Raw genomic sequence first — 25760 nt, 5'->3', positions numbered from 1 at the left:
TACGCTTTTAGGCCGACCTAACCCCGGTGGTTTAATGATAGCCTTCGGTCCCGTCCCCTCGAGGAGGCTCGGCAGGAGCCTCGGCGTGAACAACATTCCCGACAAAATCTGCAGTTACGCCTGCCTTTACTGCCAGATAGGAAGAACACTGAAGATGGAGGTGGAGAGGAGGCCCTTCTACGAGCCGGAGTTCATATTCGAGGAAGTTGCCAGAAAGGTCGAGGAAGCCAGGGAAAGGGGCGAAAGGATCGACTACGTAACCTTCGTCCCCGACGGCGAGCCGACGCTTGATGTTAACCTCGGCCTCGAGGTCGAGCTCCTGCGTGAGCTGGAAATTCCCCTCGCGATACTCACGAACTCGTCGCTCGTCTGGAGGGACGACGTCAGGGAAGAACTCCTGAGCTTCGACTTCGTCTCCCTCAAGCTCGATGCTGTCAGCGAGCCCCTCTGGCGGAGAATAGACAGGCCCCACAGGAACCTGAGCCTGGAGAGAATCCTCGAGGGCATGCTGGAATTCAGGGACGACTTCGATGGAACCATCGTCACCGAGACGATGCTGATCAACGTCGACTACGGCGATGAGCTTGAAAGGATAGCGGACTTCCTGGCGGAGCTTAAACCGGACAAGGCCTACATAGCCGTCCCCACGAGGCCTCCAGCCGAGCCCTGGGTGGAGCCGGCGAAGGAAGACATGATAAACCTCGCCTATCAGCTATTCTCCGAGAGGCTCGGGGAGGGCAGGGTTGAATACCTCATCGGCTACGAGGGAAACGCCTTCGCCTCCACCGGAAATGTCGAGGAAGACCTGCTGAGCATCACCGCGGTTCACCCGATGAGGGAAGATGCAGTAAGGGAGCTCCTGAGGAAGGCGGGGGCCGGCTGGGAGACCGTGGAGAGGCTCATTCGGGAGGGGAAGCTCATCGAGCTGGAGTACGACGGGAAGCGCTTCTACATGCGTGCCCTTCCGAGCAGGAGAAAGCCTTAATTATCCGTTGGCGTTAGGTATGTTGAGGGGCCATGTGCGAGTACACCTACGAGAACGGCAAGAAGTGCCGCCTGAAACCCGTTGAGGGGTCGAAGTACTGCCCGCTCCACATTCCCTATGACGAGGGAGAGAGGCTTCTCGGGGAGGAGATAAAGCGGGTCAAGGAAGAGGCGTTTCTACGCAGATTGAAGAGCGGTCATACGTACTTTGAGGGCGTTTACCTCTATGACGTCAAGATAGGTGATTTCATCGCCGAAAAGCCTATAGTCTTCAAGAACTCCCACGTTAGGGCGATTCTCTTTGACTCCGTTAGGGTTCCGGGAATAACTTTCTATAACTCGGCCGTGGGAAGGATAGTGGTCTTTGGAAGCGAAGTGGGGACCTTCACCGTCCACGGCTCCCGTGTCTTTGGCCTCAACCTGCTCAGGGTTAGGTTCTCCAACTCCGTCTACGTCAGAAACTCGAGAGTCAGCTACGTTATGATAAACTCCACGGAGCACACCGGAGGAACGGAGGAAGCGGAGAGGGACTACGGAGAGCGCAGGATCGCTACAGGCAGGATAGAACTCAGCGGGCTCGAGGGCGTCAGGAGGATCGGAATAAACGTTCGCTATCCACTCATGAGGAAGATACTCGAGGAGCACGGCATAAAACCCTCCGAGTCCCGCGAAAGGGCCGTTAGGGCCTCTGCCCTGACAATCAGGAACGTCGAGTTCGACCAGTCGGCGCGCTTCAAGAGACAGGTGAGGCTCAGCATAAGACGCTTCCACGGGAACCTTGTCCTGGAGGATCTGGACATCTTCGGTCACGCCGAGATTCTCGCCAGCTGGCTCAAGAATCCAGAGTTCGTTCACACTCGGGTAATGGGAAACCTAATCTTCAGAAGGGTCTCCTTCAATGGGGACTTCACATGGAACTCCACGGTTCTCCCCAACATTCCGGTGGAGCTGAACGTCGAGGGCTTCATAGACGTCGAAGACTGCAGGTTCAACAGCCACCACGCGGCGGAGGTTCTCTATCGCCTGGCAAGGATAAGCTGGGAGCGGAACGGGGACCTTGAGAGGGCGGACAGGTATTACTACCTCGAAATGGTCTCTAGGAGGCATTCCCGGCTGGCTGGCAGGAGGAGGGGACTTAAAAAGCTTCTCGTTAAAATGGAAACGGCCTTCGAGTGGCTCTTCGCGGATTTGACGTGTAAATACGGCACTGACTGGAAGAGGCCCATACTCATATGGCTTGCCGCGGTGAACATCTTCTTTCCCATTCTGTTCTTCCTGACCCGGAGCGTTGAGGGGGTATCTGGGGGAATGAGCTTCATCGACTACGAGTACTTCAGCGTCGTTACCGCCACAACCCTCGGCTACGGTGACTACCACCCCGTGGGCGTTGGGAGGGTCATAGCGTCGGTTGAGGCGCTGTTCGGAATGTTCATGTGGGCCGTGTTTCTGACGGTCTTTGCGAGGAAGTACATGAGGTGAAACCATGATAGGCCTCATAATCAACCCGATAGCTGGAATGGGGGGAAGAGTGGCCCTCAAGGGCACGGACGGAGTTGTGAAGGAAGCGGTGAAGAGGGGTGCGAGGCCAATCGCCCAAGACCTGGTGAGGCTCTTCTTGGAGGAGCTATCTCACTATGAGGAGGCGGTAGAGGTAAGGTTCCTCACCGGCCCCGGCCCGCTGGGGGAGGACGTTCTGAGGGAGTTCGGCTTTGAGTTTGAGGTTCTGAGGCACAGGGAAATCGGTTACCTGGAAATAGAGGGTGTAAGAATACCTAATACCAGCGGTGAGGATACGAAGGAGCTGGCAAAGGAAATGGTCGGAAACGTTGATTTACTTGTATTCGCAGGCGGGGACGGAACAGCTAGAGACATCGTTGAGGCGGTCGATGAAAAGATTCCAATTCTCGGCATTCCAACCGGCGTCAAGATGTACTCGGGAGTTTTCGCCTATTCCCCCGAGGACGCGGCCAGAGTTCTGGTGGAGTTCCTCAGGGGAAACGCGCGGCTCGAGGAGAGGGAGGTCAGGGATATAGACGAAGATGCATACAGGCACGACGAGGTGAGGGCCAGAACCTACGGAAAGGCCCTCGTTCCGGTTGTTGAGACCCTCGTGCAGGGAAGCAAGGAGAGGATACCCGTGGACGAGGAAGAGGAGCTCGATGCTATCGCCGAAGCAATCGCCGAGGAAATCCTCGAAAACGATGGAATATACTTCCTCGGCTCTGGCTCGACGGTAAAGCGGATAAAGGACAGGCTTGGCATAGATGGAACGCTCCTAGGGGTGGACGTGGTGGAGATCAGGGACGGAAATGTTAAGCTTCTCGTGAAGGACGCGACGGAGAAAGACCTGCTCCGCTTTGCCGATAGAGGCCCTAGGGTAATCGTCACGGTGATAGGGGGCTTAGGTTTCATCTTCGGACGAGGGAACCAGCAGTTCTCGGCCGAGGTGCTGAGGAGAATTCCGAAGGAGAACATAACCGTAGTTGCCACACCATCGAAGCTCGAAAGTGGCCCCTTGAGGATATACACCGGCGATAGAGAGGTGGACGAGAAGCTTAGGGGCTACATCAGGGTTCGCGTGAGTCCCTGGCTGGAGAGAATGGTGAGGGTCGTTTAGACAGCTCTTCCGCTGCAACCCCCGAAACGATAAACGTTGAGTGGGGCGAGATGCCCCCTTAACTCCTTAAACTTTTTACCAGCCCCTCAAGAACCCCAAGGAAGGTCTCGACCTCCTCAAGGCTGTTGTAGACGTGGAACGATGCCCTGACCGTGCCGTTTATTCCGAGCTTCTTCATCACGGGCAGGGCGCAGTGGTGGCCGCTCCGTACCATGATGTTGTTCTCATCAAGTATCGCCGCCACGTCGTGGGGGTGAAGGCCCGGCACGTTGAAGCTCACAACCCCGGCGTGCTTCTTCAGGTTCCTCGGCCCGTACCAGGGAATTCCAAGTTCGTCGAGCCCCTCGGTTATGCGCTTGACGAGCTTCCTCTCCTGTCTCTCGATTTTGTCTATGCCAATCCGCTCGATGTACCTTATCCCGGCGGCTAGACCTATCGCACCGCCTATGTTCGGAGTTCCGGCTTCAAAGCGCTCGGGCGGTTCGGTGAGCTTGTATCCCTCCAGTCCAACGTCCTCTATCGTTCCACCTCCGATGAGGGGCGGCTCGAACACCTCAAAGAACTCTTCGTTTATGTAGAGAACGCCTATCCCCGTCGGTCCCATCGGCCCTTTGTGGCCTGAAAGACCCAGAAAGTCAGCGTGGAGCCTCTTCACGTCCACCTCCATGTGGCCGGCGCTCTGGGCCGCGTCGACAACAAATATCGCCCCCTCCTCCTTCGCCATCTTTCCGAGCTCCTCCACCTCGTGGATAACGCCCAGGGCGTTGGAGACGTGTTGCACAGCCACCAGCTTAGCTCCCCTAATCTTCCTCTCAGCATCGCTCAAATCGAGGTTGCCCTCGTTATCTCCTTCAATGAACTCAAGCCTCAGACCGAGCTTCTTAGCTAACCTCTGCCAGGGGAGCAGGTCGGAGTGGTGCTCGTAGGGCGTCGTTACTATCTTGTCGCCGGGTTTAAATATGTGCTCCAGCCCGAGGGCGACGAGGTTAAGGCTCTCGCTCGTGTTCTTGGTGAAGACCACCTCCTCAAACCTGGCGTTTATAAACTCGGCGACGACCTTCCTGCTCTCCTCGTACTTATGGGTCGCCATCTGCGAGAGCCTGTGGACGCCCCTATGGACGTTGGCGCGGTATCTGAGGTAGTACTCGTCCATCGCCTCTATCACGGGCTTCGGCGTCAGAGAAGTGGCGGTGTTATCGAAGTAGATAACCTCGCCCGTAAGGGGTATGTCCTTCCTCACATCCTCCGGAATCCTCATGAAACCACCTCCAGAACTCCAGCGCAGTCGTATATGATTCGAGCGAGCTCTTCGCCCTTCTTTGCATCCTCAAGGAGCTTGATTATTATCTTACCGCTCGGATAGACGCTCGTCTCGTAGCCCTCCATCTCAATGATGAGCATCATCCCGGGCAGGAGCTTCTTCACCGTGTAGCCCCTCTCCCTCAGGCACTGGGCGGTTCTCGTGAGGTCGAGCTTCACCTTCCTGTCCCAAGAGTAGCCGCTTATGACGATCCCCTTCATCGTGACGCACGGTTTCGCGATTATCATCTCCCTCACCAGTTGAAATTGGAAAAGGGGCCTTATACAGCTTTCTTAAACCGAAGGTTAAGGACAAAAGTGGGAATCGTGGAAAGGGGCTCAGCAGACCCTCGGAACGGGGTCTCCGGCAGGAGGCTCAAGGAAGCGCTTTCCGCCTATTCCTGTCTCAACCAGAACCCTGCCCCTGTAGTTCTCTATGACTTCGCCGATTATCGCCGCGTTCTTCCCCCTCTCTGTGCTCCTCATGGCTTTCAGGGCTTCCTCAGCGTATTCCCTTGGGACGATCATGACCACTTTGCCCTCGTTGGCAACATCGAAGGGGTTTATGCCCAGCATATCGCTTGCCGCCCTGACCTCCGGCCTGACCGGTACGTCGGATTCCCTTATGAGGATTCCCACGTTGGCCTTCTTGGCCATCTCGTTGAGGGCGTTGCTTAAGCCTCCCCTCGTGGGGTCCTTCATGGCGTGTATGTTTTCCCAGCCGATTGCCTTTGCCACTGCCTTGACGACCTCCCATATCGGCGCAACGTCGCTCTCAAGCTCGGTCTCGAAGGCTATGCCCTCGCGGTGGCTCATCAAAGCGATGCCGTGGTCTCCAACGGTTCCGCTGATAAGAACGGCATCGCCCACCTTCGCTCCGGCGTCGCTTATCGGCCTCTCTGCGATTCCTATCCCTGCAGTTATGACGAAGATGCCGATGTCCTCTTCGACGACCTTCGTGTCGCCGGTGACGATTGGAACGGGAACTTCCCTTGCAGTTTCGTCCATAGAGCGAAGGATTCTCTTCAGGTCCTCACCGTCGAAGCCCTCCCCGATTATCATGGAGTTGGCCAGGGCCAGTGGCCTCGCCCCCATCACCGCGAGGTCATTGACCGTCCCACTGACCGCGAGCCTTCCAATGTCCCCTCCGGGGAAGAAGAGCGGCTTGACAGTGTGGCCGTCTATTGTAAACACGAGGTGCTTATCGCCGAGGGGTATCGTTGCGCCGTCGTCGAGTGCGTCCAGCCCTATTCCCCCGGCCGATTTCAGGCTCAGCGTCTTCAGAATAACGTCCCTCAAAAGCTCCTCCATTACTTCCCCGCCTGCTCCGTGTTCGAGCTTTATCTTTTCACCCATCTTCAACCCTCCAAAAGGCCTTTATTCTTCAAGTATGAGCGGGTGAAGTCGAAAAATTCCTCAGCACGCCGTATCTGGGAGAGGGCGTCCTCCTCGCTGAAATGTAGATCAAAGGAATAATCAGCGACCTGTCTAAGCTGGAACGCCAGTCGCAGATACGTGAAAAACCTGTGGGGAACCTCCCCAGTTTTCACGAACTCCCTTCCAAGCAGGGCTATCACCGACGAATGCTTTGAGACTGTTATGCCCTTCGTAAGTAGAATAGCCTCCGCACAGTAGAACATGGCGTAGTACGCCCGCGAGACGGCGAAGGGATACAGCCCGTTCTCCGTCATCAGTTTTGCGGCCTTGAGGCTATCCTCGGCCTTCTCAAGTATTTTGGAGTAAGTGCTCATACCTTTATGCCCTCCCTCTGAACCGAGATTATGAGGGGATCCTCGGCCATACCCGGCCCCTCCACGTAGGGTATCAGGGATATTACTATCCCCCTGTCGATGGCATACTCGTCCGTCGCCCTGGTGATCGCTTCAAGCTCCTCCTCGCTTGGCCACCTTTTCAGGAGCAGCAGAACGTCCACGTCGCTACCTTCGGTAGCATCGCCGCGGGCGTATGAGCCGAAGAGGATGACCTCCACCAGGTTGTCCCCGAGTATTGCCTCAAGCCTCGCCCTGACCTCCCGCAGGATTTCCATGAGCTCTTTCCTCTCAATCGGGGACATCCACCACACCCGTTTACATAGTCGCTTCCCTTGGTTAAATCATTTCCTCACAGCATCAGGTCCTCCCTTGAGAGGTAGCCCTCCAGGTAGAGGCCGCCGAGGAATGCTTGTCCGACGTTTATTCCGTTGTCGCCGCGCGGGACCTTCTCGGTGACGTGGAAGTTCAGACCGTTGCCCTCGACGGCCTTCCTGACGGTCTTGACGATCAGCTCGTTGTAGGCCACGCCGCCGCTCATGACCACGTCCTTTACCCCAAACTCCAGGGCCTTCTCTACAGCAACCTCGGAGAAGGCCCTCGCGAGGGCGAGGTGGACTGAGTAGGCTATGTCCGCCGGCGAAGCCCTGTCGAGGACTTCGAGCGCCTGGGTGAAGAGCCCTTCAACCTTTATCAGCTCGCCTTCAACAGGCACCTCGAACTTCAGGTCGTTCTTGCCCTTCATGGCAAAGCTCTCCAGCTTCATCGCGGGCTCGCCCTCGTAGTGCCTCCTGTAGGCTATGTTGAGGAGCACCGCCAGCGAGTCGAGCACCCTTCCGGTCGAGGAGGCGTAGGCGAGGTTTATCCCCTTGGCGAGCTGGTTCAACGCGACGGAAAACTCGACCTCCCCGTACTTGAGGCTTTCAACGGCCTTTGGACAGCACTTCCTTATTACCCCCTCAAGCTCTTCAACGCCGTAGACCTTGCTGAGGATCCCCATCAAGGCCCTGAGCGGGTAGTAGCTGGCTAAGTCCCCGCCCGGGAGCGGGTAGTAGTCTATGTGGGCCAGCCTCTCGACGTCCTCGTAGCCCAGGTAGAGAACCTCACCGCCCCAGGTGTTGCCGTCTGTTCCGTAACCGACGCCATCAACCGCTATCCCCACCGCAGATTCGAGGTTCTTCTCGGCCAAGACGCTAGCTATGTGGGCGTAGTGGTGCTGAACCTGGAGGAGCTCAACGCCCAGCTCGTTTGCCAGCTCCATGGCGAGCCTCGTCGTGTTGTAGCCTGGGTGGAGGTCGGCTATGATGAGGTCGAAGTCTTTAACGCGGAGAATCCTCTTGAAGTGCCCTATTGCATTCCTCATGAACTCCAGCACCTCAACCTTCGAGGTGTTGCCTATGTACTGGCTGGGATAAACCCTTCCGTTTTTGGCGACGCCGAAGGCGTTCATCAGCTCGGCCCCGACCGCTAAACCGCGGTAGCTGAAGGGTATCTCCACTGGCAGCGGCACAAAGCCCCTGCTCCTCCTTATCACCGCCCTCTTCCCGTCAACGAAGCGAATCACGCTGTCATCGGCACGGTTGAGTATCTTCCTGTTGTGGAGCAGGAGGTAGTCGGCCACATCTCTCAGCTCCTCGAAGGCTTTGTCGTTGTCCTTGACCATCGGCATTCCGGGGTAGTTCGCTGAGGTCATCACGTAGACCTTTGCCCTGCTCCAGTGGAAGAGTATGTAGTGCGTTCCCGCGTAGGGGAGCATGACGCCAATCGTGTGGAGCCCCGGCGCGAGGTTCTCGGGCAGGGGGAAGGGCTCCTTCTTGCGGAGCGTCACTATCGGCCTCCTGTAGCTTGTAAGCTCCTCTTCCTCCTCTCTACTCACGTAGGCGAAGCTTTTGACCGTCTCAAGGCTGTCCGCCATTATGGCGAAGGGCTTCTGGGGCCTGAAGGTTCTCCTCCTGAGTTCAGCGACGACCTCCTCGTTGCTCGCGTCGCAGGCGAGGTGTATTCCGCCGATACCCTTGATGGCCACTATGTACCCCTTGTCTATCAGCTCGGCCGCCTTTTTCAACGGATCGCCAATGATTTCCTTGCCCTCGTTCGTGTAGAGCCTGTAGCTCGGCCCGCAGACAGGACAGCAGACCGGTTCCGCGTGGTAGCGCCTGTTGAGCGGATCCTTATACTCGCTCTCGCAGAAGTCGCACATCGGGAACTCGCGCATCGTGGTGTTGATTCTATCGTAGGGCAGATCCTCGATTATCGTGAACCTTGGCCCGCAGTTGGTGCAGACGATGAAGGGGTACATGTAGCGCTTGTCAGTCGGGTCGAAGAGCTCCCGCAGGCAGTCGTCGCAGATTGCTATGTCAGGGGGGATTATTGAGTCCCCGCCTTCTCCACCCTGGGAGCTCTTCTCGATGTAGAACCTGTCGAAGCCCTGGGGAGGGAGTTCCTTCTTCTTTATCCTGTCTATCCGTGCAAGTGGAGGAAGCTTCTCCCGGAGGTCTCGCAGAAAAGCCGCTATATCCTCCTCCCTGCCCTCGACGACTATCTCAACCCCAGCATCGCCGAGGTTTTTAACGTAACCACGGAGGTTGTGCTCGTGGGCTATCCTGTAGACGAAAGGTCGGAATCCAACGGCCTGAACGATGCCCTGAACGTGAAGCCGGTAAGCTTTCATTCCTCTCACCGGTTTCTTCTTGGCAATCCGGGCCTTTATAGGTTTCTAAAACCAAAAGTTAAAAACCGGAGAGGAGTTTTCAACCTTTGGTGTCAGAACAAAGCTCCGTATTTGTAGAAGATACTGCAGGTTCCTTCGTAAGAGACCATGCACGGCCCTATTGGACTCCTCGGCGTGCAGGTCTTTCCGAAGTGCGGGCATTGCGGCGGTAGGGCAAGTCCGCGAAGTATTGCGCCGCAGAGACACCCTTTCTCAAGGTCGGGAAGCTTTGGAACCTCCGGGTCGTAGTACGTCCTTATCTCCAGCTCCCTCCACTCCTTCCTGAGTTCGAGGCCGCTCTTGGGTATGGTTCCAAGGGCGCGCCACCTGGCGTCCCTGACCTCGAAGAACCTCTCCATGAGCTTCTGGGCAACAACGTTGCCCTCGTACTTTACGACCCTGGTGTACTCGTTGAGTATCTTGACCTCACCTTTCTTTATCATTCTTATCAGGAGCAGTATGCCCATCAGCATGTCCACGGGCTCGAAGCCGGCTATGACCTGCGGTATGCCGTAGTCCCTTGTTATGTACTCCCAGCCCCTTACTCCTATTATGGTCGAAACGTGGCCGGGATCGATAAGTCCGTGGAAGCGCGTTCCGGCCTTCACGAGGGCCTCAACGGCAGGGGGGGTCAGACGGTGAACGGAGTAGATTTTGAAGTTTTCAAGTCCTTCCTCGACGACGGCGTTCAGCATTCCTGCCGCCGGGGCGGTTGTGGTTTCGAAGCCGGGGCTGAAGTGGACGACGGTTCTGTCGGGGTTCTCTTTTGCAATCCTGTAGGTGTCGTAGATTGAGTAGACCACCCTCACGTCGTAGCCCTCGCTCCTCAAGTCTGCAAAGCTCCCGAGCGGGGTGGGTATCTTGTACATGTCCCCGAAGGTGGTCAGGATTATTCTGTCCCCCTCGGCGTAGGCCTCTTTCATAATCTCGCGCATCTTGACGATGTCCTCAACGGGGGTTATGCAGACGGGACAGCCCGGCCCGCTGACTATCTTAATGTTATCCGGTAAAAGTGAGCGTATCCCGGAGCGGGTTACCGTATCTTCGTGCGTCCCGCAGACGTGCATGAAGCGGAGCTCATCGAGGCCCTTCGCCTCCTCCCGTATCTTCCTCACGACCTTCTGGGCCAGTTCCCTGTCCTTGAAGGCGTTCAGGACATCGGTCATCTTCACCCCTCCAGTGCCCTCTCCACCTCTGCCCACGCCTCGAGTATCTCCAGCGCCCTCTCCTCGTCGAGCCTCTCTATTGCGAAGCCTGTGTGGACTATTACGTAATCCCCGATTCCGACCTCCGGAAGCAGGTCGAGGCGGACTTCCCTTCTCACGCCTCCAAAGTCAACAACGGCGGTTTTCCCTTGAATCTCAACTACCTTTCCTGGAACTGCCAGGCACATTTTCTCTCACCTGTGATTAGTTCTCGGGGGTCTTTTTAGGGATTTTTTAAACCTCTGGTTTTCAACCGTCAACCCTAAAAGTCCGGAAATCCAACGGATATCATGCTCGGTGCGATTCTTGCCGGTGGCAGGAGCAGGCGCTTCGGGGACGATAAGCTCCTCTACCGCATCGGTGGAAAGCCCCTTATTCTCCACGCCGTCGAGAGGCTCGAGACGGCAAGGAGAATCGATGAGGTGGTTCTGATTGCCTCAAAGAACAACGCGGAAAAGCTGAGGGGGCTTGGGTACGATGTTCTGGTAGATGAGCTGATGATAGGGCCCATGGGTGGCCTATACATCGCGCTGAGCCTCGGTGATGCCCTCGTGGTGGCTGGCGACATGCCGCTAATCGTCCCGGAATTCGTTGATTACATAATTCGTGAATTCAGGAAAAATGGAAAAGCAGTCTGCGTTCCGCGCTGGGACAACGGCTACCTGGAGCCGCTCCATGCGGCCTATTCTGAAGAATTTAGGGGTTTTCTTGGGGAGAAGATAAAGTCCCGGGATTACGCCCTCAACCGGGCAATAAGGGAGTCGAACCCCTGCTATGTCTCCATAGAGGCCCTTCCAGAGGAATGGCGGGTGAGCTTCTTCAACGTGAACACGCGGGAGGACTTGAGAAGGGTTAGGGGCATTCGGGAGCGTAGATTGGAACGTTGAGGGAGATGCACGGTGGGAGCTTTCTTGTGGTGCTATCCCTTTTGTTGAAAAATGAAAAGAGCACGTTGGTGTCATCACGACGGGGGTTTCCAAAGAAAGCCCTCCTGTGCGTTCCTATTTCCCTGCTTATCTCAGCGAGGTCTTCATCGGTTAGCCCGGAATCCTTGAGGATCTCGTTGAGTTCCATCAACACGGCCAACATCTTCTGTTTAGCAAGGCCCTTTGCAATCTCCACATTGGCTCCTCCAAGATCCTAGTGGCTACCGTCAGCATCTCTCCTCACGCTTTTCTACTCCGGTGTCACGTTTACTGCCCTTTCCCAGAATCTCCATCAGCAGTTCCACGAGTTCCTCCGCCCGCTCCAGTATTAGTGCACTCGGTTCCTGGAAGAGGCCCAGAAATGCGGGCTGACAGCCAATGAGCAGGAACTCGGCGTTGAGGCGGGTTTTGAGATACTCAACGAGCAGCTTAAGGGGCAGGCCGTGGGTTGAAACGGCACTTCCGGTGGTTTTTTCCGGGTCGGCAACTATCATCTCTCCGTGCCTGCCTCCGAAGTCCACCGCATCCACGAAGACAACGAGGTCTGGACTAAAAGAGACTATCTTCCCGGTGTGGCTCTCCGGCATCTCGCCGCAGTTGAGAACTAGAACGTTCGGGTTGTTCATTAGCTTTTTCAGCCTCTCCGCTACGAGAACACCGAAGGCGTCATCTCCGCGAACCTCGTTGCCTATGCCACAGACGACGACCCTCCTGGCTTTCCTGAGTAGTTCAAGGGGTTCCATTGTCCCACCTATGGTGAATTTGATGGGGAAGAAAGAAAGCCCTCGCTAAACTTTTCCGGCGACTTCTCTTATCCTCTCTGCAAACTCCGTCTTGAGGAGCTCGTCCGGCTTTCCAATCTTCTCCTCCAGGTCGCTGTAGAGGGGTATACCTGTCAGGTAGGGCACGTCAAACCTCTTTGCCAGCTCCTCTATGTTCCTTTCATCGTCCAGCTTGAGGTTCTCGACGATTCCAAGAACTCTGTGCTTTCTCTCCTTCAGCAGGGTCAGGAGCTTCCCGACGACGTTCATGGAGAGCTTTGAGGGCGTTGCAACGACCAGGAACTCCCCCCTTCTGAGGAATCTCAGGACATCGAGGAACTGGTCGCCGAGGCCCGGCGGCATGTCTATTATGAGGTAGTCCAGCTCGTCCCAGCGGGTTATGGCGAGAAGCTCTATGAGGGCGTCGCTTATCTCCATACCCCTCATGGGCGTCGGTTTGTCCTCGGAGTAGTAGACGATGCTCATGAACTTTATCCCGTGAACCGTCGGCGGAATTACGCCGTACTCCTCCTCCGGGAACTCCTCTGGCTCGAAGCCGAGGATAACGTGGTCGCTTGCCCCGTGGAAGTCGAGGTCGAGCAGGCCGACCTTATAGCCCTTCTCGGCCAGAACTAGGGCAAGAGTGGTTGAAACCAGCGACTTTCCAACGCCGCCCTTTCCACTGACGACGGGAATGATGCGCTTCACCTTCTCAAGCCTGCCCTCTATGCCCTTGACGCGCGGGTCTATGCTTATCATGCCTCTCCCTCCTTTTCAATCTTTATGCCGCTTATGTAAACCCCCCTGCCCTGCACAACCTCGAAGTCCCTGCTGCCGCACTTCGGACAGGCGAGGAAGGCATGAACGACCTCGGGAATGAAGTGTATATCCTCCTTTATGCGCTCGTCAAAGCTTCCTTTGACCTCCTTCAGCTTCCATTCGTGACCGCAGTCACGGCACTTGAAAACCGCCTCCTCCTCCACGAACTCTATCTCCGCCCCTTCTCCAATGGTGCCCTTGAGAAGCTCCTTCATGGCAAACTCTACTATCTCTGCGTTGACGTCCTGAAGTTCGCCGAGAACCACCCGAATAGCGAGAACCTTGGAGGCCCCCTCATTCCTGGCGTAGTCGAGGGCGGTTCTAACTATTCCATCGGCGAGTGCCCACTCATGCATCTCGATCCCTCCGTTTAAATCTTGATCCCCCACGCTTAAAAATGGGCGGGTTTCAAACCTTGGGTTCACTGCCATTAATTTTCTTCAGCCTCCACGCCAGAAGGGCGAAGGTGGCCACGCCGAGGAACGCTTCACCCATCACACCGTTGAGCTCAAGGATTATGTCGTAGGGCACGAACCAGAAGGCCAGAAAGCCAAGGGCGAGGGCGTAGCGGCCCCTTTCGTCCAGATGGGCCGGTATGGAGTAGAAGTGAAGGGCCACCAGGAGTCCTAAGATGGCGGGCACAATCGGCGGCGCAGAGGAGTGGGGAAAGGCCGTGAAGATGAGGAACAGCGTGAAGGACACCAGGAAGCCGTAGACGAAGGGATGCCCCCTCGGAAGGCCGAGCTTGAAGATGGCTTCCCTCCTCACCCTCCTCGCAAGGAACAGCAGAAGCGCCGTAATGACGATGGTGAGGGAATACTGGACCCCGGGAGGGCGGTATGGAACGAGGAAGGTGAAGAAAACCACCCCCGAGATCAGAAACGAGGCGGACGCAATGATAAGCCCCCTCCTCCCCAGGAGTCTTTCCCCCGAGAACTCGGGATAGAGGGCATCAACGACCATTATCGGCATGGCTATGCTCATCAGGGAGTGGAATATTGTCAGCCAGACGGCCCAGACAGCATTTACTCCCCATACACGCCCGTAAATGCTGAAGACGTCCAGGTCCGGCCAGTCGGGGTTGAACCACGACTTTATCACGAGGCCCTCCTCCACGATGCCGTAGATAAATCCGAGGAGCATGAGCCTTATGTAGTTCCTTCCCCAGCGCACCCAGACCTCTCTGATTAGGAGAACCCCTGCACCGTAGTATGCCCACAGGAACGGGAATGAGAGGGGCTCCGTGAGAACCTCGAGCGGTGGAGTCGAGCCGCTCAGCACCTCGGCGAAGAAAGGTGAGATGAGCGAGAGGATTAAAGCGACCTTGGTTTTGGGGTTCATGTTTGGCCCTCTTCCCGGTTTTAACATCCATCGGATGGAAGGGCTTTTAAATTGAACTGCCCACGGTTTTAGGGTGGCCTAAAATGAATTATCCAGAACTCGCACTGATTGCCTTCGTTCTCAGCATCATCTTCTCAATAGGGGGCGTTGGTTCGGCGATAGCGATAGTCCCGGTGATGGGCTGGCTGGGAGTTCCCCTCATGACCGCAAAGCCCACAGGTTTGTTCATAAACACCCTCTCGATGCTCTCGGCGACGCTCAAGAACCTCAAGGCTGGAAAGCTCGACCACCGCTTCGGCCTGCCGATTTTAATCGTCGCGACTGTCATGGCCCCCCTGGGAGCATACGCGGGCAAGTTCATCCCCCACCGCATCGTGCTCGTGATATTTGTGGCCTTCCTCCTCTACTCCGGGACCATGATGCTATTTTTCAGGCCGAAGGCAAGGAAAGGCGGGAACCACGTAGTCGAGGGTTCTCTCATCGGAGGAATAGCTGGCTTTTTGGGCGGTCTCCTCGGAGTCGGTGGCGGTGGAATAATCAGCCCGGCTTTAATACTCCTCGGCTACGAGCCGAAGAAAGTTGCCTCAACGACGGCTTTGGTCGTTTTCTTCTCCTCGCTGAGCGGGTTCCTGACATACTGGCGGATGGGTGCTCTGAACTGGGAACTGCTCTTCTGGGTCTCGATTCCTGCCATAGCCGGTGGCTGGCTCGGAACTCACCTGATGCACTTCAGGATGAGCTCGGAGCAGGTGAAAAAGGTGATAGGGGTCATAATGTACCTCATAGCCCTCAAGACGCTCCTCGTTGCCCTGGGCCTTTGAGGAGGAAGTTCTTCAGCGTTAGGGCACCTGTAACAAGCCACATCGCAAGGAGGAGCCAGTAGAGGGCAAAGCCGAAGTTGACGATAGCGTTTATCCCGAAGGTCGTCCCCACGTTGAAGGTGGCACTAACGTAGGCACCGAGGGGGAATATGAAGGCCCACCAGGCGAGGCTGTACGGTAAATTGAGCTTTCTGATGTAGTGGAGCGTCATGAGGATCGCCATGACGAGCCACCAGACGCCGAAGCCCCAGAAGAGCAGGCCGAAGGCCAGGAAGGGCTCCTTGACGGATATGAAGTCACTCGCCTTAACCAGGGCGTAGAGCGTGCTCGTTCCCGCGCCGATAGGACCCAGGTTTATCCATATTGACGGGGCTATCCCGCAGGGCATCGGCTCGTGGCGGATGAAGCGGAGCATCACCAGCGCGAACAGAGCGAGGTAGAGGAAGAAGCCGGAGCCCCACGCGAAGAAGTTGATGAAGGCCATGATTTCCCTAGCAGCCCCACTCGTCAGCGTCATCAGCTTGGCGCCGCTTATGGGAATGACTATTAGCCCCACCGGCGGAATGAACCAGGCGGGCGTTATGGCCTTGGTGTCAATTCCCTCGCAGGTGAAGAATAGGTAGGGGATGAGGAAGGCGAAGAAGACCGTGAGTGGAACGCCGCCCAGCCAGAATGCCCACGCGATGGTGGTGTTTTTGAGAACCAGGAGGTAATCAGCGGAGAGAATCAGCATGGCTATCGCGATGGTGCCGTAGAAGTTGCCGAGAACCGGGTGGTGAAGGTCCCTGAGGGCGTCTTCCCTGTATTTCAACCATCTCAGAATCCAGGGGGCCAGCAGGGCGAAGAACAAAACCGTATTGAGGTAAATCAGGAGCTCTGCGAGGTTTCTGAGGAGCGGGAGTTCTCCTGAGTAGGCATTGCTCACGAGGGCCAGGGCGCCGGTTCCCATAACGCTCGCGAACCAGCTCGGCGCGAAGTCTTTGATTCCCATGAGACCACCAAATTAAATGAAAAAAATTTCATTTAAAAACCTTTTCACTGGTGCTTGGTGGCCTCTATCCGCTCTTTCCAGTGTGGGTCAACTTCAAGAACCTGATTGATAAAGGCCTCAACGACGTTTCTGACCTTTCCGTACGCTCCCGTGACAACAGTAATGCCGAGACTGTTGAAGTAGGCGATGGCTCTCTTTCCCATACCGTAGGCAAGGACGACTTCTCCTCCGTGCTCCTTAATGAAGTTTGGAAGGTCGCCCGGACCGTGATCTTCAAATGGCACCTCGACGACTTCGGAGCCTTTGATGGTGTTTTCCTCAACGTCTATGAAGGCAAAGTATCTAGCCCTCCCGAAGTGCTCGCAGACCTCACTTTCGAGGCCTCTCTCATCTTTCAACGGAACCGCTATCCTCATGCTTTCACCGATTATCATGAAAAAGTATTCACATATAAAGATTGTGCATATGCACATGTTAATTTTTCTCTTGAATGCCTCGTCCTTTAGGGGGAAAGGAGGTCAGAAAAAGGCCAAAGGAGGGATCAAAGCTCTGCCTCTCCGAGGAACTCTAGGAGGTCTATTAACCGTTTGTCCTTCACCTTCTCAACCGCTTTGCTGGCTTCCTCCGCCTCAATCTTGCCGTCCTTGTAGAGGGCTATTGCCTTTATTGCCTCGAAGAAGTCCGCCAGCTCTGGCATCGCGTTGGCGAACATGTCCATATGAAGGTATACCATCTCGAACTCGTCGTCAAGCATGAGCTGCCAGATGACGTCTATGAGGGAGTCGAAGGCGACGTCCTGGTACTCTGTGCCCTTCGCGCTCATCGCCGCGTAGAGGCACTCCTGGAGCGCAGCTTCGTAGTTCTCGTCCTCCTCGAATATCTCTTCGAAGGCGAGGTGTATCTCGGCCAGCAGTCTGCTGTTGTTCATGGCCTTGGGAATAACTTTGGCCAGCAGGGCCTTGGCCTTGTACGGCTCGCCGGCTTCGAATATGACGTACGCCCTGTAGACCTCGACGTGGAGGACTTCTTCCTCTTTCCCGAGCTCCTCGTAGACCTCCTTGGCCTTCTCCAGCAGTTCGATGGCCTTCTCGTACTCCTGTATTTCTTCGTGAATGAGGGCCATGTTGTAGTACACCTTTGCCACGTTCTCCATGTTGCCCTTGGCAGTCTCTTCTTCGAGGAGGGCACGGTAGAGGTCGAGGCTCTTCTCCAGCTCTCCGATGAGGTAGTAGAGGTCGGCCAGGTTGAACTTGGCCTCGAAGGTATCCATCTCCTCCGCCAGCTTCTCGAACTCCTTTATCTTGTCCACGTCAAGAAGGGCGTGGAAGTAATAAACGATGAGCTTGTACAGTTCCGGATCCTTACACTCAAGGGCCAGCTTCTCTGCCCTCTCGAGAACCTCTTTGAGATCCTCGTCTGAGAGCTCATCGACCTTGTAGTAGAGAAGGCTTGCCACCTTTTTGCAGTCCTTCTCCTCGATAGCCTTCAGGATTTCTTCCATATCCCAACACCTCATACGGATTAGCCCTCTCGGGTATTTAACGTTTGGCATGCTTAGGTTTTTAATCCCGGAAGGGAACATTAGACCATGCTCGAGGTATTCTTCCTTGGAACCGGTGGGATAATGCCGACGCGCGAGAGGAACGTTCCCGCAATAGCGCTCCGCTACAAGGGCGAGATTATACTCTTCGACGCTGGCGAGGGGACGATGAGACAGATGAACGCGGCAAGGCTCAGCCCGATGAAGGTTGAGAAGATCTTCATAACCCACTTCCACGGCGACCACTACCTCGGTTTAGCTGCGCTGATTCAGACCATGAACCTCTGGGACAGGGAGAAGCCCCTCCACATTTACGGCCCCAAGTACACCTTCGAGTTCGTCCAGCACTTCCTCCAGAGCGGTTTCTTCAGGCCGGGCTTCGAGGTACACGTCCACGAGCTCGGGGAGACGAGGCTTAGGTTCGGGGATTACGAAATCTGGAGCTTCAAGGTCGAGCACGGGATTCCCGCTTTGGGCTACGTCTTTAAGGAGAAGGACAGGCGGGGGAGGTTTCTGCCTGAGAAACTCGCCCAATACGGCCTGAGCGAGGGGCCGGTACTCGGAAGGCTTGAGAGAGAAGGTAAAATCGAGTGGAACGGCAGGATAATCCGCCTCGAGGACGTTACGGGTCCGAGAAGGAAAGGCGTTAAGGTTGTCTACACCGGCGACACCGGGCCAGCCGAAAGAACAAGGCTCTTTGCCGAGAGGGCCGATTTGCTTATACACGACGCCACCTACCTCTCCCAGGGAGATAGGGGAGAGAGCTACCACTCCACCGTCGAGGAGGCCTGTGAAATCGCCAGGAATGCCCGGGTAAAGCTCCTCGCCCTCTTCCACAGGGCCTTCCGCTACACCTACGACGAATACCTACTTGGGGCATCTGAGGTATGCCGGAGGCTCGGCGTGAACTTCATCGTTCCGAGGGACTTTGATGTTCTAACATTCAAATCAGGAAAATGGAAGCTTAGAAACCATCTGGAGGAGGGAGAATGAGCTACCTTCGCTACGTCAAGCTCATAGGCACTATGCACGTGTCACCGAAGAGCAGGGAAGAGGTTATCCGGACGATACTCAATGAGAGGCCCCACGCCGTTGCGATAGAGCTGGACAGGGCGCGCTTCCTGGCCATGAACGAGGAGAGACGCTTGACCCTCGAGGAGTCGCTCCGCTTCGGCAGGAGGGGGCTGATAAACTACGTTCTCGCAAAGGTCGAAGAGAAGCTCGGCGAGGAGTTTGGAATGGCCCCGGGTGAGGAGATGAAAGCAGCTGTAAACGCCGCTCAGGCCCTCGGTGTCCCCCTCTACCTCATAGACGAGGACATAAACGTCATACTCTCCAAGATAGCCGCCGTGCCGGGGAGGGAGAAGCTCCTTATGGGGTTGGAAGTGCTCGGCGTCTTCCTTCCCGTCAAAGCAGGTGATCTCGGCGACCCTATGGAAGAGTACCGGCTAATGATGGTGCAGTTCAAGAGGAGGTACCCCTACCTCTACCGCGTCCTGGTCGAAGAGCGGAACGAGGTCATGGCTAGGAATTTGATTTCAATCGTTGAGAACCTGAAGCTTCAGGGAGTTAAAAGGCCGAAAGTCGTAGCCGTTGTTGGCCTCGGGCACAAGCAGGGGATAGAGCACCTCCTCGACAGGGCGAAGGAGCGGAGGTTCCTCTCACCCTACTGGACGGCCGGGGCGGTTTGATGGGTCGTGCGTTTCACGGGAGTTGATCGAGAGCCCGACCGAGTCGTTACTTTTATATTTGAAACCGCCAGAGCATTCTTGGGGATACACCATGAGGGACAGGCTAGAGAAGATGCTCAACGTTAAGATACTTGAAATCGAGGAGCTTGATGACAGGATAGTTGTCTACGTGCCCGAGGACCAGGTTAGGATAGCTGTCGGAAGCGGGGGCGCCGCGGTTAAGGCGGCCGAGCTGGTCATTGGCAAGAAGATCGAGGTCAAGGGCAGGAGTTGAGGGGCTTTCTGATGCCTTACCGCCCCTGGGACGGCAGAATCCACCGCGGAAGCACCGGGGAAAGGGAGTTTGAAGACCTGATGGTTTCCTTCTTAGTTCTCACTCTGCTGTTTTCAAACTTTGACCTCCGGGCCCTCCCCTACGCCGCCGTTGCAGTTTTTGCCGCCTTCGTCTTCCACGAGCTGGCCCACCGGCAGGTGGCGAGGCACTTCGGCTACAGGGCATACTACCGCAGATGGGACACCGGAATCCTCCTCGCCCTCCTCATTGGACTGGCAACGCGCCTTCTCACTGGCACCGTGTGGATATTCGCCGCCCTCGGCACCGTTCAGGTCTACACGCCCTACGCCGTCGATGAGAGGGAAGCCATAGGGAAGATAGCCCTCGCCGGCCCGCTGACCAACGTTGCCGTTGGAGCACTGACCCTGGCCGCGTTCCACCTCCTCAGCGTCTCGCCGGCGGTTATGGGAGTCCTGTGGGCAACGGCCTCGGTTAACCTGTGGTTGGCCTTCTTTAACCTCCTGCCCTTCCCTCCACTGGACGGCTCGAAGGTCGTTCGCTGGAACGCTGGAGTTTGGGCCATCTCCGTCGGCGCGGCTTACCTCCTCTTCAGGCTAGTGTAACACCCTCGGTGATATAAAAGGGAAAGGTTAAATAGGGGCGGGTGGATTCTTATCCGGTGATGCTTATGGAGTACAAGGCCCCGCTTGGAGTCAAGATTGAGGAGAACGGCGTCATTCCCGGCGCAAAGAAGCTCGTGAGAAGGCTCAGCGACCTGAAGGGCTACTTCCAGGACGAGGAGGCCTACGAGAAGCTTCTCAGGGAAAACCCCGTTGTCTATGAGGTCTACGCGGTCGAGCAGGAGGAGAAGGACGGCGATCTCAACTTTGCAACGACCGTCCTCTACCCCGGCAAGGTGGGCAAGGAGTTCTTCTTCACGAAGGGCCACTTCCACTCAAAGGCCGACAGGGCTGAAATCTACTATGCCATCAAGGGCAGGGGCGGAATGCTCCTCCAGACGCCGGAAGGAAAGGCCGAGTGGGTTCCGATGGAGCCCGGAACGGTCGTCTACGTCCCGCCATACTGGGCCCACAGGACGGTCAATACCGGGGACGAGCCCTTCATATTCCTGGCGATCTATCCGGCCGATGCGGGCCACGACTACGGGAGCATAAAGGAAAAGGGCTTCGCCAAGCTCGTCGTCGAGGAGAACGGGGAAGTCAAGGTCGTGGACAACCCGAAGTGGAAGGAGTGAATCCTTTTCCTTTTCTCACCGCAACCCTTATTAACTTCCGAGAGTTACACCACTCACGGTGATACAATGTCGTGGGGCGCTCTCTACTCATCGGCCTTCGAGAGGGTCAGGGGAAGGATAGGAAAAACCGGTCCCGTTCTGCTGGCGTACAACACCAACATCGACGCCGTGAAGTACCTTGATTCAACCGACCTGGAGCGCAGGGTTGAAGATGCCGAAAAAGAGAACGTTCTGCGCTACTCCGAGGAGCTTCCTGAGAGGATAACCTCGATCGAGCACCTTCTCGGGGGAATTCTCTGGAGCGTCAGGCGCGGAAAGGCGGCCGAGCTCTTCGTCGAGAGCTGCACCGTCAGGTTTTACATGAAGCGCTGGGGCTGGGACGAGCTGAGAATGGGTGGACAGGTTGGTATAATGGCCAACCTCCTGGGCGGCGTTTATGGCGTTCCGGTAATAGCGCACGTCCCCCAGCTCTCCCGCCTTCAGGCGGGACTCTTCAAGGAGGGCCCGATTTACGTGCCGAAGGTTGAGAACGGAAAGCTCGAGCTGGTTCACCCGAAGGAGTTCGAGGCGGACGAGGAGAACTGCATTCACTACATCTACGAGTTCCCGAGGGGCTTCAAGGTTTTCGACTTCGAGGCTCCGAGGGAGAACCGCTTCATCGGCGCGGCTGACGACTACAATCCTAACGTCTACATAAGGCCCGAGTTCAGGGAGCACTTCGAGGAGATAGCCGGAAGGGCGAGGCTGGCAATAATCAGCGGCCTTCAGACCCTCACCGCTCGGAACTACCGTGGGCCATTGGAGGAGATGAAGCGCCACCTTGAAATCCTAGGTGAGAATAACGTCCCGGTTCACCTCGAGTTCGCCTTCACCGCCGACGAGACCGTCAGGAAGGCACTCGTCGATGTCCTGGGTCTCTTCCACAGCGTCGGCCTCAACGAGGTCGAGCTGGCATCGATAATGGAGGTGCTCGGCGAGAAAAAGCTTGCCGAAGAGCTTCTCGCCAGCGACCCCGTTGATCCGGTGGCGGTTGCGGAGGCCATGCTCAGGCTGGCGGAGAAGACCGGCGTCAGGAGGATACACTTCCACACCTACGGCTACTACCTGGCACTGACGGACTATAAGGGTGAACACGTGCGCGATGCCCTCCTCTTCGCGGCTTTGGCAGCTGCAGCTAAAGCCAAGCTCGGAGATGTTCCCTCAATCAACGAGGTCGTCGATGCCATGGACGTGCCCGTGAACGGAAAGGCCTCTGAAGTGGAGAAGAAGCTCGTCGAGGAGTACGGAATGAGCAACGGAATGGCCGAGGTGGATAACTATCAGTTGGTCTTTGTTCCGACGAAGATAGTTGAGAGGCCCAAGAGCACCGTCGGAATAGGGGACACCATATCCAGCTCGGCCTTTGTGGGCGAGTTCGCCCTCCGCTGATTTTTCCTTCGCCAAGGTTAAAAACCTGAAGAGCGTAAGTAGTGCAGTGAACTGGGGTGGTTGCCATGAAGTCGCTGATTCTAGCCGGCGGCAGGGGAACGAGGCTGTGGCCACTGAGCAGGGAGCTGATGCCGAAGCAGTTCGTCCGCTTCCTTGACGATAGGTCGCTCTTCCAGAAGACCGTCGAGAGGGCTCTGAAGTTTTCCAGGCCTGAGGAAATTTTTGTTGTTACCAATAGGGACTATAAGTTCCGTGTTCTGGACGACCTGGGCGAGCTTGGAGTCAAGCTTCCGGAGGAAAACGTTCTGCTCGAACCTGAGGGGAGGAACACCCTGCCGGCGATACTGTGGGGGGTGCTCAGGGTAGAGGAGACCTTCGGCGATTCCACCGTCGCGGTTCTTCCGAGTGACCACCTAATAGAGGCCGGTGAGGCCTACGAGCGGGCATTTAGGAACGCGGAGAAGCTGGCAGAGGGATACCTCGTTACCTTCGGAATAAAGCCGACCAGGCCACACACCGGCTACGGCTACATAAGGCCGGGCGGGAAGATTCAAAGCGAGGGTGGGGTCATCGGCTACACCGTGGCCGAGTTCAAGGAGAAGCCCGACCTAGAGACGGCAAAGAGGTACGTCGAGGAGAACTACCTCTGGAACAGCGGCATGTTCATGTTCAGGACGGGGGTTTTCATCGAGGAAGTCAAAGTTCATGCCCCAAAGGTCTGGGAGGCCTTCGAGAATGCCGGAAGTGTGGAGGAAGCCTACCGCGCCGTCCCGGACGTAAGCGTGGACTATGGCGTCATGGAAAAGACCGGCAAGGCTGCGGTGGTTCCCCTCAACACCTATTGGAACGATCTGGGGAGCTTCGACGCAATCTACGACGTCCTTGAAAAGGACGAGAGCGGAAACGCCGTGAGGGTGAGCGGGAAAAATTCCGATTACATAGCCCTCAACTCCCGCAATAACCTCGTGATGACCGAGCGCTTAACGGCAACTGTCGGTGTTGAGGATCTCATAATAATCGACACCGACGATGCCCTCCTCGTCGCTCATCGCGGGGAGAGCCAGCGCGTTAAGGAGGTCTATAAGCTCCTCAAGGAGCGCGGCGACGAGAGGGTCTTCGTCCACAGGACGGCCTATCGTCCCTGGGGAAGTTACACAGTTCTTGAGGAGGGTGAGCGCTATAAGATAAAGCGTTTAACCGTTCTGCCCGGCAAGAAGCTGTCCCTCCAGATGCACTACCACCGTTCTGAGCACTGGGTGGTTGTCAGGGGCACCGCCAGGGTCGTCGTTGGAGACAGGGAGATACTCCTCAGGCCGGGGGAGAGCACCTTCATTCCAGCGGGAGTTAAACACCGCCTTGAGAACCCGGGCAAGGTCGTCTTAGAGGTCATAGAGACCCAGATTGGGGAATACCTTGGTGAGGACGATATAGTTCGCTTTGCTGATGACTTCGGGAGAGATTGAGGAGATGGGAGCTATGTCCAATAAAGAGAAAACCAAGAACTGTGGCGATGAGTGGGAGAGGTTCAGTAGCTCAATAGCCTCGCTTTCGCTGAGCCTCCTTCCAACGCTCCTGTTCATTCTGATAATGGCCTACGTCATTGTCGTGGGACTTCAAAACGCGGAGATAAGCTTTACTGTCGGCGACCAGCGGGTGACCGTCACCTACCCGGAGGTGAGCGTGCCCATTGACTACACTGCTATAAAGAACGCCGTGGTTTATCTCTTCGCGGCGATACTTATAGGTCTCCCGGTGCCCCTTCTATCGGGGAAGCTGAAGCCCGTAAAGGTGCTCGTGTCCCTCCTGCAGGCTGGAGCGTTCATTTACGGACTGTACATATTTGTGATGGCAATACTGAAGTTCGCCAACGCGCTGATGTGAGGTGAAAGCGATGGGAAGGCTCTTTGGGACCTTCGGCGTCAGGGGGATAGCGAACGAGAAGATAACGCCTGAGTTTGCCCTCAAGATGGGCATGGCCTTCGGAACCATGCTCAGGAGGGAGGGGAGGAAAAGGCCGCTCGTCGTAGTCGGCAGGGACACCCGCGTTAGCGGGGAGATGCTGAAAAACGCATTGATAAGCGGCCTCCTCAGCGTCGGCTGCGACGTCATTGATGTCGGCATCGCTCCAACGCCTGCAATCCAGTGGGCCACGGCTCACTTCAAGGCCGACGGTGGGGCCGTTATAACCGCTTCCCACAATCCACCCGAATACAACGGCATAAAGCTCCTCGAACCGAACGGCATGGGACTTAAGAAGGAGAGAGAAGCGGTTGTCGAGGAGGTCTTCTTTAAAGAGGACTTCGACAGGGCCAGGTGGGACGAGATAGGCGAGGTCAGGGAGGAGGACATCATCAAGCCCTACATCGAGGCGATAAAGGCTCGCGTTGACGTTGAGGCGATAAGGAAGAGGAGGCCCTTCGTGGTCGTCGATGTCTCCAACGGCGCCGGCTCTCTAACGCTCCCCTACCTCCTCAGGGAGCTCGGCTGTAAAGTGGTGAGCGTGAACGCCCACCCCGACGGCCACTTTCCTGCTAGAAACCCCGAGCCCAACGAGGAGAACCTGAGGGGGTTCATGGAGATTGTGAAGGCTTTGGGTGCCGACTTCGGGGTCGCCCAGGACGGCGACGCCGACAGGGCTGTCTTCATAGACGAGAACGGCCGCTTCATACAGGGCGACAAGACATTCGCGCTCGTTGCCGATGCCGTTCTGAGGGAGAACGGCGGTGGGCTTCTCGTTACCACGATAGCGACCTCTAACCTGCTCGATGACATAGCGAAGAGGAACAACGCGGAGGTGCTGAGGACGAAGGTAGGCGACCTCATCGTTGCGAGGGCACTCCTTGAACACAACGGAACCATCGGCGGCGAGGAGAACGGGGGTGTAATCTTTCCGGACTTCGTGCTCGGCAGGGACGGGGCGATGACAACGGCAAAAATAGTCGAGATCTTCGCAAAGTCGGGCAAGAAGTTCAGCGAGCTGATTGATGAGCTTCCGAAATACTACCAGTTCAAGACGAAGAGGCACGTTGAGGGCGACAGGAAGGCGATAGTGGCGAAGGTGGCGGAGCTCGCTGAAAAGAAGGGTTACAGGGTGGACACCACCGACGGAACCAAAATTCTCTTTGAAGACGGCTGGGTACTCGTGAGGGCCAGCGGAACGGAGCCGATAATTAGGGTCTTCAGCGAGGCGAAGAGCGAGGAAAAAGCCAGGGAGTACCTCGAGCTCGGGCTGGGGCTTCTGGAAGAGGCTATAAGAAGGTGATTTTTGCCCGTCTCCTCTTTTTATCAATCCATTCAAATAATAAATAGAGCCGGGGGCTGACCGCCTC

General features: G+C 56.3%; 30 protein-coding genes. 14 read left to right on the top strand and 16 right to left on the bottom strand.

The window, feature by feature from the left end:
- The first annotated feature begins 34 nt into the window (after positions 1 to 34).
- Genes CL1_RS02555 through CL1_RS02545 form a run of 3 tightly spaced genes read left to right on the top strand, consistent with a single transcriptional unit; the run spans position 35 to position 3601 of the window.
- Positions 35 to 985, top strand: a complete 951-nt coding sequence (locus CL1_RS02555; protein ID WP_014788342.1) for a radical SAM protein — start codon at positions 35 to 37, stop codon at positions 983 to 985.
- 32 nt (positions 986 to 1017) lie between these two features.
- Positions 1018 to 2463 (top strand): potassium channel family protein, encoded by a 1446-nt coding sequence (locus CL1_RS02550; RefSeq protein ID WP_014788341.1) that lies wholly within the window; start codon positions 1018 to 1020, stop codon positions 2461 to 2463.
- A gap of 4 nt (positions 2464 to 2467) precedes the next feature.
- On the top strand, positions 2468 to 3601 hold the full coding sequence (locus CL1_RS02545; protein ID WP_014788340.1) for an ATP-NAD kinase family protein: 1134 nt from the start codon (positions 2468 to 2470) through the stop codon (positions 3599 to 3601).
- Positions 3602 to 3659: 58 nt separating this feature from the next.
- Here CL1_RS02545 and CL1_RS02540 read toward each other — a convergent pair whose 3' ends face one another.
- From CL1_RS02540 to CL1_RS02505, 8 genes are all read right to left on the bottom strand, one after another.
- Complete coding sequence (locus tag CL1_RS02540; RefSeq protein WP_014788339.1) at positions 3660 to 4859, bottom strand: aminotransferase class V-fold PLP-dependent enzyme; 1200 nt, start codon at positions 4857 to 4859, stop codon at positions 3660 to 3662.
- On the bottom strand, positions 4856 to 5149 hold the full coding sequence (locus CL1_RS02535) for a hypothetical protein (RefSeq protein WP_048151819.1): 294 nt from the start codon (positions 5147 to 5149) through the stop codon (positions 4856 to 4858). Before CL1_RS02535 ends, CL1_RS02540 begins: the two co-directional genes overlap by 4 nt.
- Before the next feature lie 90 nt (positions 5150 to 5239).
- Positions 5240 to 6256 carry a hydrogenase expression/formation protein HypE gene (hypE, locus tag CL1_RS02530; protein WP_014788337.1) on the bottom strand — a complete coding sequence of 339 codons (1017 nt, stop codon included), beginning with the start codon at positions 6254 to 6256 and terminating at the stop codon, positions 5240 to 5242.
- Positions 6257 to 6258: 2 nt separating this feature from the next.
- On the bottom strand, positions 6259 to 6651 hold the full coding sequence (locus tag CL1_RS02525; protein ID WP_014788336.1) for a HEPN domain-containing protein: 393 nt from the start codon (positions 6649 to 6651) through the stop codon (positions 6259 to 6261).
- Positions 6648 to 6974, bottom strand: coding sequence for a nucleotidyltransferase domain-containing protein (locus CL1_RS02520; protein ID WP_014788335.1), 327 nt, complete (start codon positions 6972 to 6974; stop codon positions 6648 to 6650). Before CL1_RS02520 ends, CL1_RS02525 begins: the two co-directional genes overlap by 4 nt.
- A gap of 47 nt (positions 6975 to 7021) precedes the next feature.
- The gene (gene hypF / locus CL1_RS02515) at positions 7022 to 9340 is read right to left on the bottom strand and encodes a carbamoyltransferase HypF (RefSeq protein ID WP_014788334.1); all 2319 of its coding nucleotides are present in this window, start codon (positions 9338 to 9340) and stop codon (positions 7022 to 7024) included.
- Positions 9341 to 9432: 92 nt separating this feature from the next.
- Positions 9433 to 10545, bottom strand: coding sequence for a hydrogenase formation protein HypD (gene hypD / locus CL1_RS02510; RefSeq protein WP_014788333.1), 1113 nt, complete (start codon positions 10543 to 10545; stop codon positions 9433 to 9435).
- 2 nt (positions 10546 to 10547) lie between these two features.
- Entirely contained in the window at positions 10548 to 10772 is a 225-nt protein-coding gene (locus CL1_RS02505) for a HypC/HybG/HupF family hydrogenase formation chaperone (RefSeq protein ID WP_014788332.1), read from the bottom strand.
- 102 nt (positions 10773 to 10874) lie between these two features.
- Between CL1_RS02505 and mobA the strand changes: the two genes are divergently transcribed.
- Entirely contained in the window at positions 10875 to 11471 is a 597-nt protein-coding gene (gene mobA, locus CL1_RS02500; protein WP_014788331.1) for a molybdenum cofactor guanylyltransferase MobA, read from the top strand.
- Here mobA and CL1_RS02495 read toward each other — a convergent pair.
- The 5 genes from CL1_RS02495 to CL1_RS02475 are packed head-to-tail and all read right to left on the bottom strand — an operon-like array spanning position 11437 to position 14431.
- On the bottom strand, positions 11437 to 11706 hold the full coding sequence (locus CL1_RS02495) for a hypothetical protein (protein ID WP_048151816.1): 270 nt from the start codon (positions 11704 to 11706) through the stop codon (positions 11437 to 11439). The genes mobA and CL1_RS02495 overlap by 35 nt on opposite strands.
- A 31-nt stretch (positions 11707 to 11737) precedes the next feature.
- A complete protein-coding gene (locus tag CL1_RS02490) occupies positions 11738 to 12253 on the bottom strand; it encodes a hydrogenase 3 maturation endopeptidase HyCI (protein ID WP_014788330.1) in 516 nt (171 codons plus the stop codon).
- 45 nt (positions 12254 to 12298) lie between these two features.
- The gene (locus CL1_RS02485) at positions 12299 to 13030 is read right to left on the bottom strand and encodes an Mrp/NBP35 family ATP-binding protein (protein WP_014788329.1); all 732 of its coding nucleotides are present in this window, start codon (positions 13028 to 13030) and stop codon (positions 12299 to 12301) included.
- Entirely contained in the window at positions 13027 to 13446 is a 420-nt protein-coding gene (gene hypA, locus CL1_RS02480) for a hydrogenase nickel incorporation protein HypA (protein ID WP_014788328.1), read from the bottom strand. Before hypA ends, CL1_RS02485 begins: the two co-directional genes overlap by 4 nt.
- 52 nt (positions 13447 to 13498) lie before the next feature.
- Positions 13499 to 14431, bottom strand: a complete 933-nt coding sequence (locus CL1_RS02475; protein ID WP_014788327.1) for a hypothetical protein — start codon at positions 14429 to 14431, stop codon at positions 13499 to 13501.
- 83 nt (positions 14432 to 14514) lie between these two features.
- Between CL1_RS02475 and CL1_RS02470 the strand changes: the two genes are divergently transcribed.
- Positions 14515 to 15252 (top strand): sulfite exporter TauE/SafE family protein, encoded by a 738-nt coding sequence (locus CL1_RS02470; protein WP_048151813.1) that lies wholly within the window; start codon positions 14515 to 14517, stop codon positions 15250 to 15252.
- Here CL1_RS02470 and tdt read toward each other — a convergent pair.
- The 3 genes from tdt to CL1_RS02455 form a co-directional block, all read right to left on the bottom strand.
- Positions 15221 to 16243: a TDT family transporter gene (tdt, locus tag CL1_RS02465; RefSeq protein WP_014788325.1), complete on the bottom strand. Its 1023-nt coding sequence runs from the start codon at positions 16241 to 16243 to the stop codon at positions 15221 to 15223. The genes CL1_RS02470 and tdt overlap by 32 nt on opposite strands.
- 44 nt (positions 16244 to 16287) lie before the next feature.
- Positions 16288 to 16659 carry a NifB/NifX family molybdenum-iron cluster-binding protein gene (locus CL1_RS02460; RefSeq protein WP_014788324.1) on the bottom strand — a complete coding sequence of 124 codons (372 nt, stop codon included), beginning with the start codon at positions 16657 to 16659 and terminating at the stop codon, positions 16288 to 16290.
- Positions 16660 to 16784: 125 nt separating this feature from the next.
- Complete coding sequence (locus CL1_RS02455; protein ID WP_014788323.1) at positions 16785 to 17744, bottom strand: tetratricopeptide repeat protein; 960 nt, start codon at positions 17742 to 17744, stop codon at positions 16785 to 16787.
- A gap of 87 nt (positions 17745 to 17831) precedes the next feature.
- Between CL1_RS02455 and CL1_RS02450 the strand changes: the two genes are divergently transcribed.
- The 9 genes from CL1_RS02450 (at position 17832) to glmM (ending at position 25693) form a co-directional block, all read left to right on the top strand.
- Complete coding sequence (locus CL1_RS02450; protein ID WP_014788322.1) at positions 17832 to 18776, top strand: ribonuclease Z; 945 nt, start codon at positions 17832 to 17834, stop codon at positions 18774 to 18776.
- Complete coding sequence (locus CL1_RS02445) at positions 18773 to 19474, top strand: TraB domain-containing protein (protein ID WP_014788321.1); 702 nt, start codon at positions 18773 to 18775, stop codon at positions 19472 to 19474. Before CL1_RS02450 ends, CL1_RS02445 begins: the two co-directional genes overlap by 4 nt.
- 91 nt (positions 19475 to 19565) lie before the next feature.
- Positions 19566 to 19748: a KH domain-containing protein gene (locus CL1_RS02440; RefSeq protein WP_014788320.1), complete on the top strand. Its 183-nt coding sequence runs from the start codon at positions 19566 to 19568 to the stop codon at positions 19746 to 19748.
- An 11-nt stretch (positions 19749 to 19759) separates the two neighbouring features.
- A complete protein-coding gene (locus tag CL1_RS02435; RefSeq protein ID WP_014788319.1) occupies positions 19760 to 20371 on the top strand; it encodes a site-2 protease family protein in 612 nt (203 codons plus the stop codon).
- Between the two features lie 65 nt (positions 20372 to 20436).
- Positions 20437 to 21003, top strand: coding sequence for a glucose-6-phosphate isomerase (locus CL1_RS02430; protein WP_014788318.1), 567 nt, complete (start codon positions 20437 to 20439; stop codon positions 21001 to 21003).
- Between the two features lie 66 nt (positions 21004 to 21069).
- Positions 21070 to 22431 carry an ADP-specific glucokinase gene (locus CL1_RS02425; protein WP_014788317.1) on the top strand — a complete coding sequence of 454 codons (1362 nt, stop codon included), beginning with the start codon at positions 21070 to 21072 and terminating at the stop codon, positions 22429 to 22431.
- Positions 22432 to 22496: 65 nt separating this feature from the next.
- Positions 22497 to 23894 (top strand): mannose-1-phosphate guanylyltransferase/mannose-6-phosphate isomerase, encoded by a 1398-nt coding sequence (locus CL1_RS02420; protein ID WP_014788316.1) that lies wholly within the window; start codon positions 22497 to 22499, stop codon positions 23892 to 23894.
- 4 nt (positions 23895 to 23898) lie between these two features.
- A complete protein-coding gene (locus CL1_RS02415) occupies positions 23899 to 24312 on the top strand; it encodes a hypothetical protein (protein ID WP_148267266.1) in 414 nt (137 codons plus the stop codon).
- A 10-nt stretch (positions 24313 to 24322) separates the two neighbouring features.
- Positions 24323 to 25693 carry a phosphoglucosamine mutase gene (glmM, locus tag CL1_RS02410; protein ID WP_014788314.1) on the top strand — a complete coding sequence of 457 codons (1371 nt, stop codon included), beginning with the start codon at positions 24323 to 24325 and terminating at the stop codon, positions 25691 to 25693.
- Positions 25694 to 25760: the final 67 nt, after the last annotated feature.

The sequence above is a fragment of the Thermococcus cleftensis genome (assembly GCF_000265525.1).
Classification (GTDB): domain Archaea; phylum Methanobacteriota_B; class Thermococci; order Thermococcales; family Thermococcaceae; genus Thermococcus; species Thermococcus cleftensis.
The sequence above is the reverse complement of the archived record's forward strand: the minus strand, read 5'-3'. Positions and strand labels throughout refer to the sequence as shown.

Coding starts and splice junctions, on each gene's coding strand:
- CL1_RS02505 (WP_014788332.1), bottom strand. CDS start 10,772: ATGTGCCTGGCAGTTCCAGGAAAGGTAGTTGAGATTCAAGGGAAAACC.
- CL1_RS02485 (WP_014788329.1), bottom strand. CDS start 13,030: ATGATAAGCATAGACCCGCGCGTCAAGGGCATAGAGGGCAGGCTTGAG.
- CL1_RS02545 (WP_014788340.1), top strand. CDS start 2,468: ATGATAGGCCTCATAATCAACCCGATAGCTGGAATGGGGGGAAGAGTG.
- CL1_RS02550 (WP_014788341.1), top strand. CDS start 1,018: ATGTGCGAGTACACCTACGAGAACGGCAAGAAGTGCCGCCTGAAACCC.
- CL1_RS02475 (WP_014788327.1), bottom strand. CDS start 14,431: ATGAACCCCAAAACCAAGGTCGCTTTAATCCTCTCGCTCATCTCACCT.
- CL1_RS02555 (WP_014788342.1), top strand. CDS start 35: ATGATAGCCTTCGGTCCCGTCCCCTCGAGGAGGCTCGGCAGGAGCCTC.
- CL1_RS02540 (WP_014788339.1), bottom strand. CDS start 4,859: ATGAGGATTCCGGAGGATGTGAGGAAGGACATACCCCTTACGGGCGAG.
- CL1_RS02460 (WP_014788324.1), bottom strand. CDS start 16,659: ATGAGGATAGCGGTTCCGTTGAAAGATGAGAGAGGCCTCGAAAGTGAG.
- CL1_RS02535 (WP_048151819.1), bottom strand. CDS start 5,149: ATGATAATCGCGAAACCGTGCGTCACGATGAAGGGGATCGTCATAAGC.
- CL1_RS02470 (WP_048151813.1), top strand. CDS start 14,515: ATGAATTATCCAGAACTCGCACTGATTGCCTTCGTTCTCAGCATCATC.
- CL1_RS02430 (WP_014788318.1), top strand. CDS start 20,437: ATGGAGTACAAGGCCCCGCTTGGAGTCAAGATTGAGGAGAACGGCGTC.
- CL1_RS02420 (WP_014788316.1), top strand. CDS start 22,497: ATGAAGTCGCTGATTCTAGCCGGCGGCAGGGGAACGAGGCTGTGGCCA.
- hypD (WP_014788333.1), bottom strand. CDS start 10,545: ATGACCGATGTCCTGAACGCCTTCAAGGACAGGGAACTGGCCCAGAAG.
- mobA (WP_014788331.1), top strand. CDS start 10,875: ATGCTCGGTGCGATTCTTGCCGGTGGCAGGAGCAGGCGCTTCGGGGAC.
- hypF (WP_014788334.1), bottom strand. CDS start 9,340: ATGAAAGCTTACCGGCTTCACGTTCAGGGCATCGTTCAGGCCGTTGGA.
- tdt (WP_014788325.1), bottom strand. CDS start 16,243: ATGGGAATCAAAGACTTCGCGCCGAGCTGGTTCGCGAGCGTTATGGGA.
- CL1_RS02525 (WP_014788336.1), bottom strand. CDS start 6,651: ATGAGCACTTACTCCAAAATACTTGAGAAGGCCGAGGATAGCCTCAAG.
- CL1_RS02455 (WP_014788323.1), bottom strand. CDS start 17,744: ATGGAAGAAATCCTGAAGGCTATCGAGGAGAAGGACTGCAAAAAGGTG.
- CL1_RS02440 (WP_014788320.1), top strand. CDS start 19,566: ATGAGGGACAGGCTAGAGAAGATGCTCAACGTTAAGATACTTGAAATC.
- glmM (WP_014788314.1), top strand. CDS start 24,323: ATGGGAAGGCTCTTTGGGACCTTCGGCGTCAGGGGGATAGCGAACGAG.
- CL1_RS02520 (WP_014788335.1), bottom strand. CDS start 6,974: ATGTCCCCGATTGAGAGGAAAGAGCTCATGGAAATCCTGCGGGAGGTC.
- CL1_RS02425 (WP_014788317.1), top strand. CDS start 21,070: ATGTCGTGGGGCGCTCTCTACTCATCGGCCTTCGAGAGGGTCAGGGGA.
- CL1_RS02435 (WP_014788319.1), top strand. CDS start 19,760: ATGCCTTACCGCCCCTGGGACGGCAGAATCCACCGCGGAAGCACCGGG.
- hypE (WP_014788337.1), bottom strand. CDS start 6,256: ATGGGTGAAAAGATAAAGCTCGAACACGGAGCAGGCGGGGAAGTAATG.
- CL1_RS02415 (WP_148267266.1), top strand. CDS start 23,899: ATGGGAGCTATGTCCAATAAAGAGAAAACCAAGAACTGTGGCGATGAG.
- CL1_RS02490 (WP_014788330.1), bottom strand. CDS start 12,253: ATGGAACCCCTTGAACTACTCAGGAAAGCCAGGAGGGTCGTCGTCTGT.
- hypA (WP_014788328.1), bottom strand. CDS start 13,446: ATGCATGAGTGGGCACTCGCCGATGGAATAGTTAGAACCGCCCTCGAC.
- CL1_RS02450 (WP_014788322.1), top strand. CDS start 17,832: ATGCTCGAGGTATTCTTCCTTGGAACCGGTGGGATAATGCCGACGCGC.
- CL1_RS02445 (WP_014788321.1), top strand. CDS start 18,773: ATGAGCTACCTTCGCTACGTCAAGCTCATAGGCACTATGCACGTGTCA.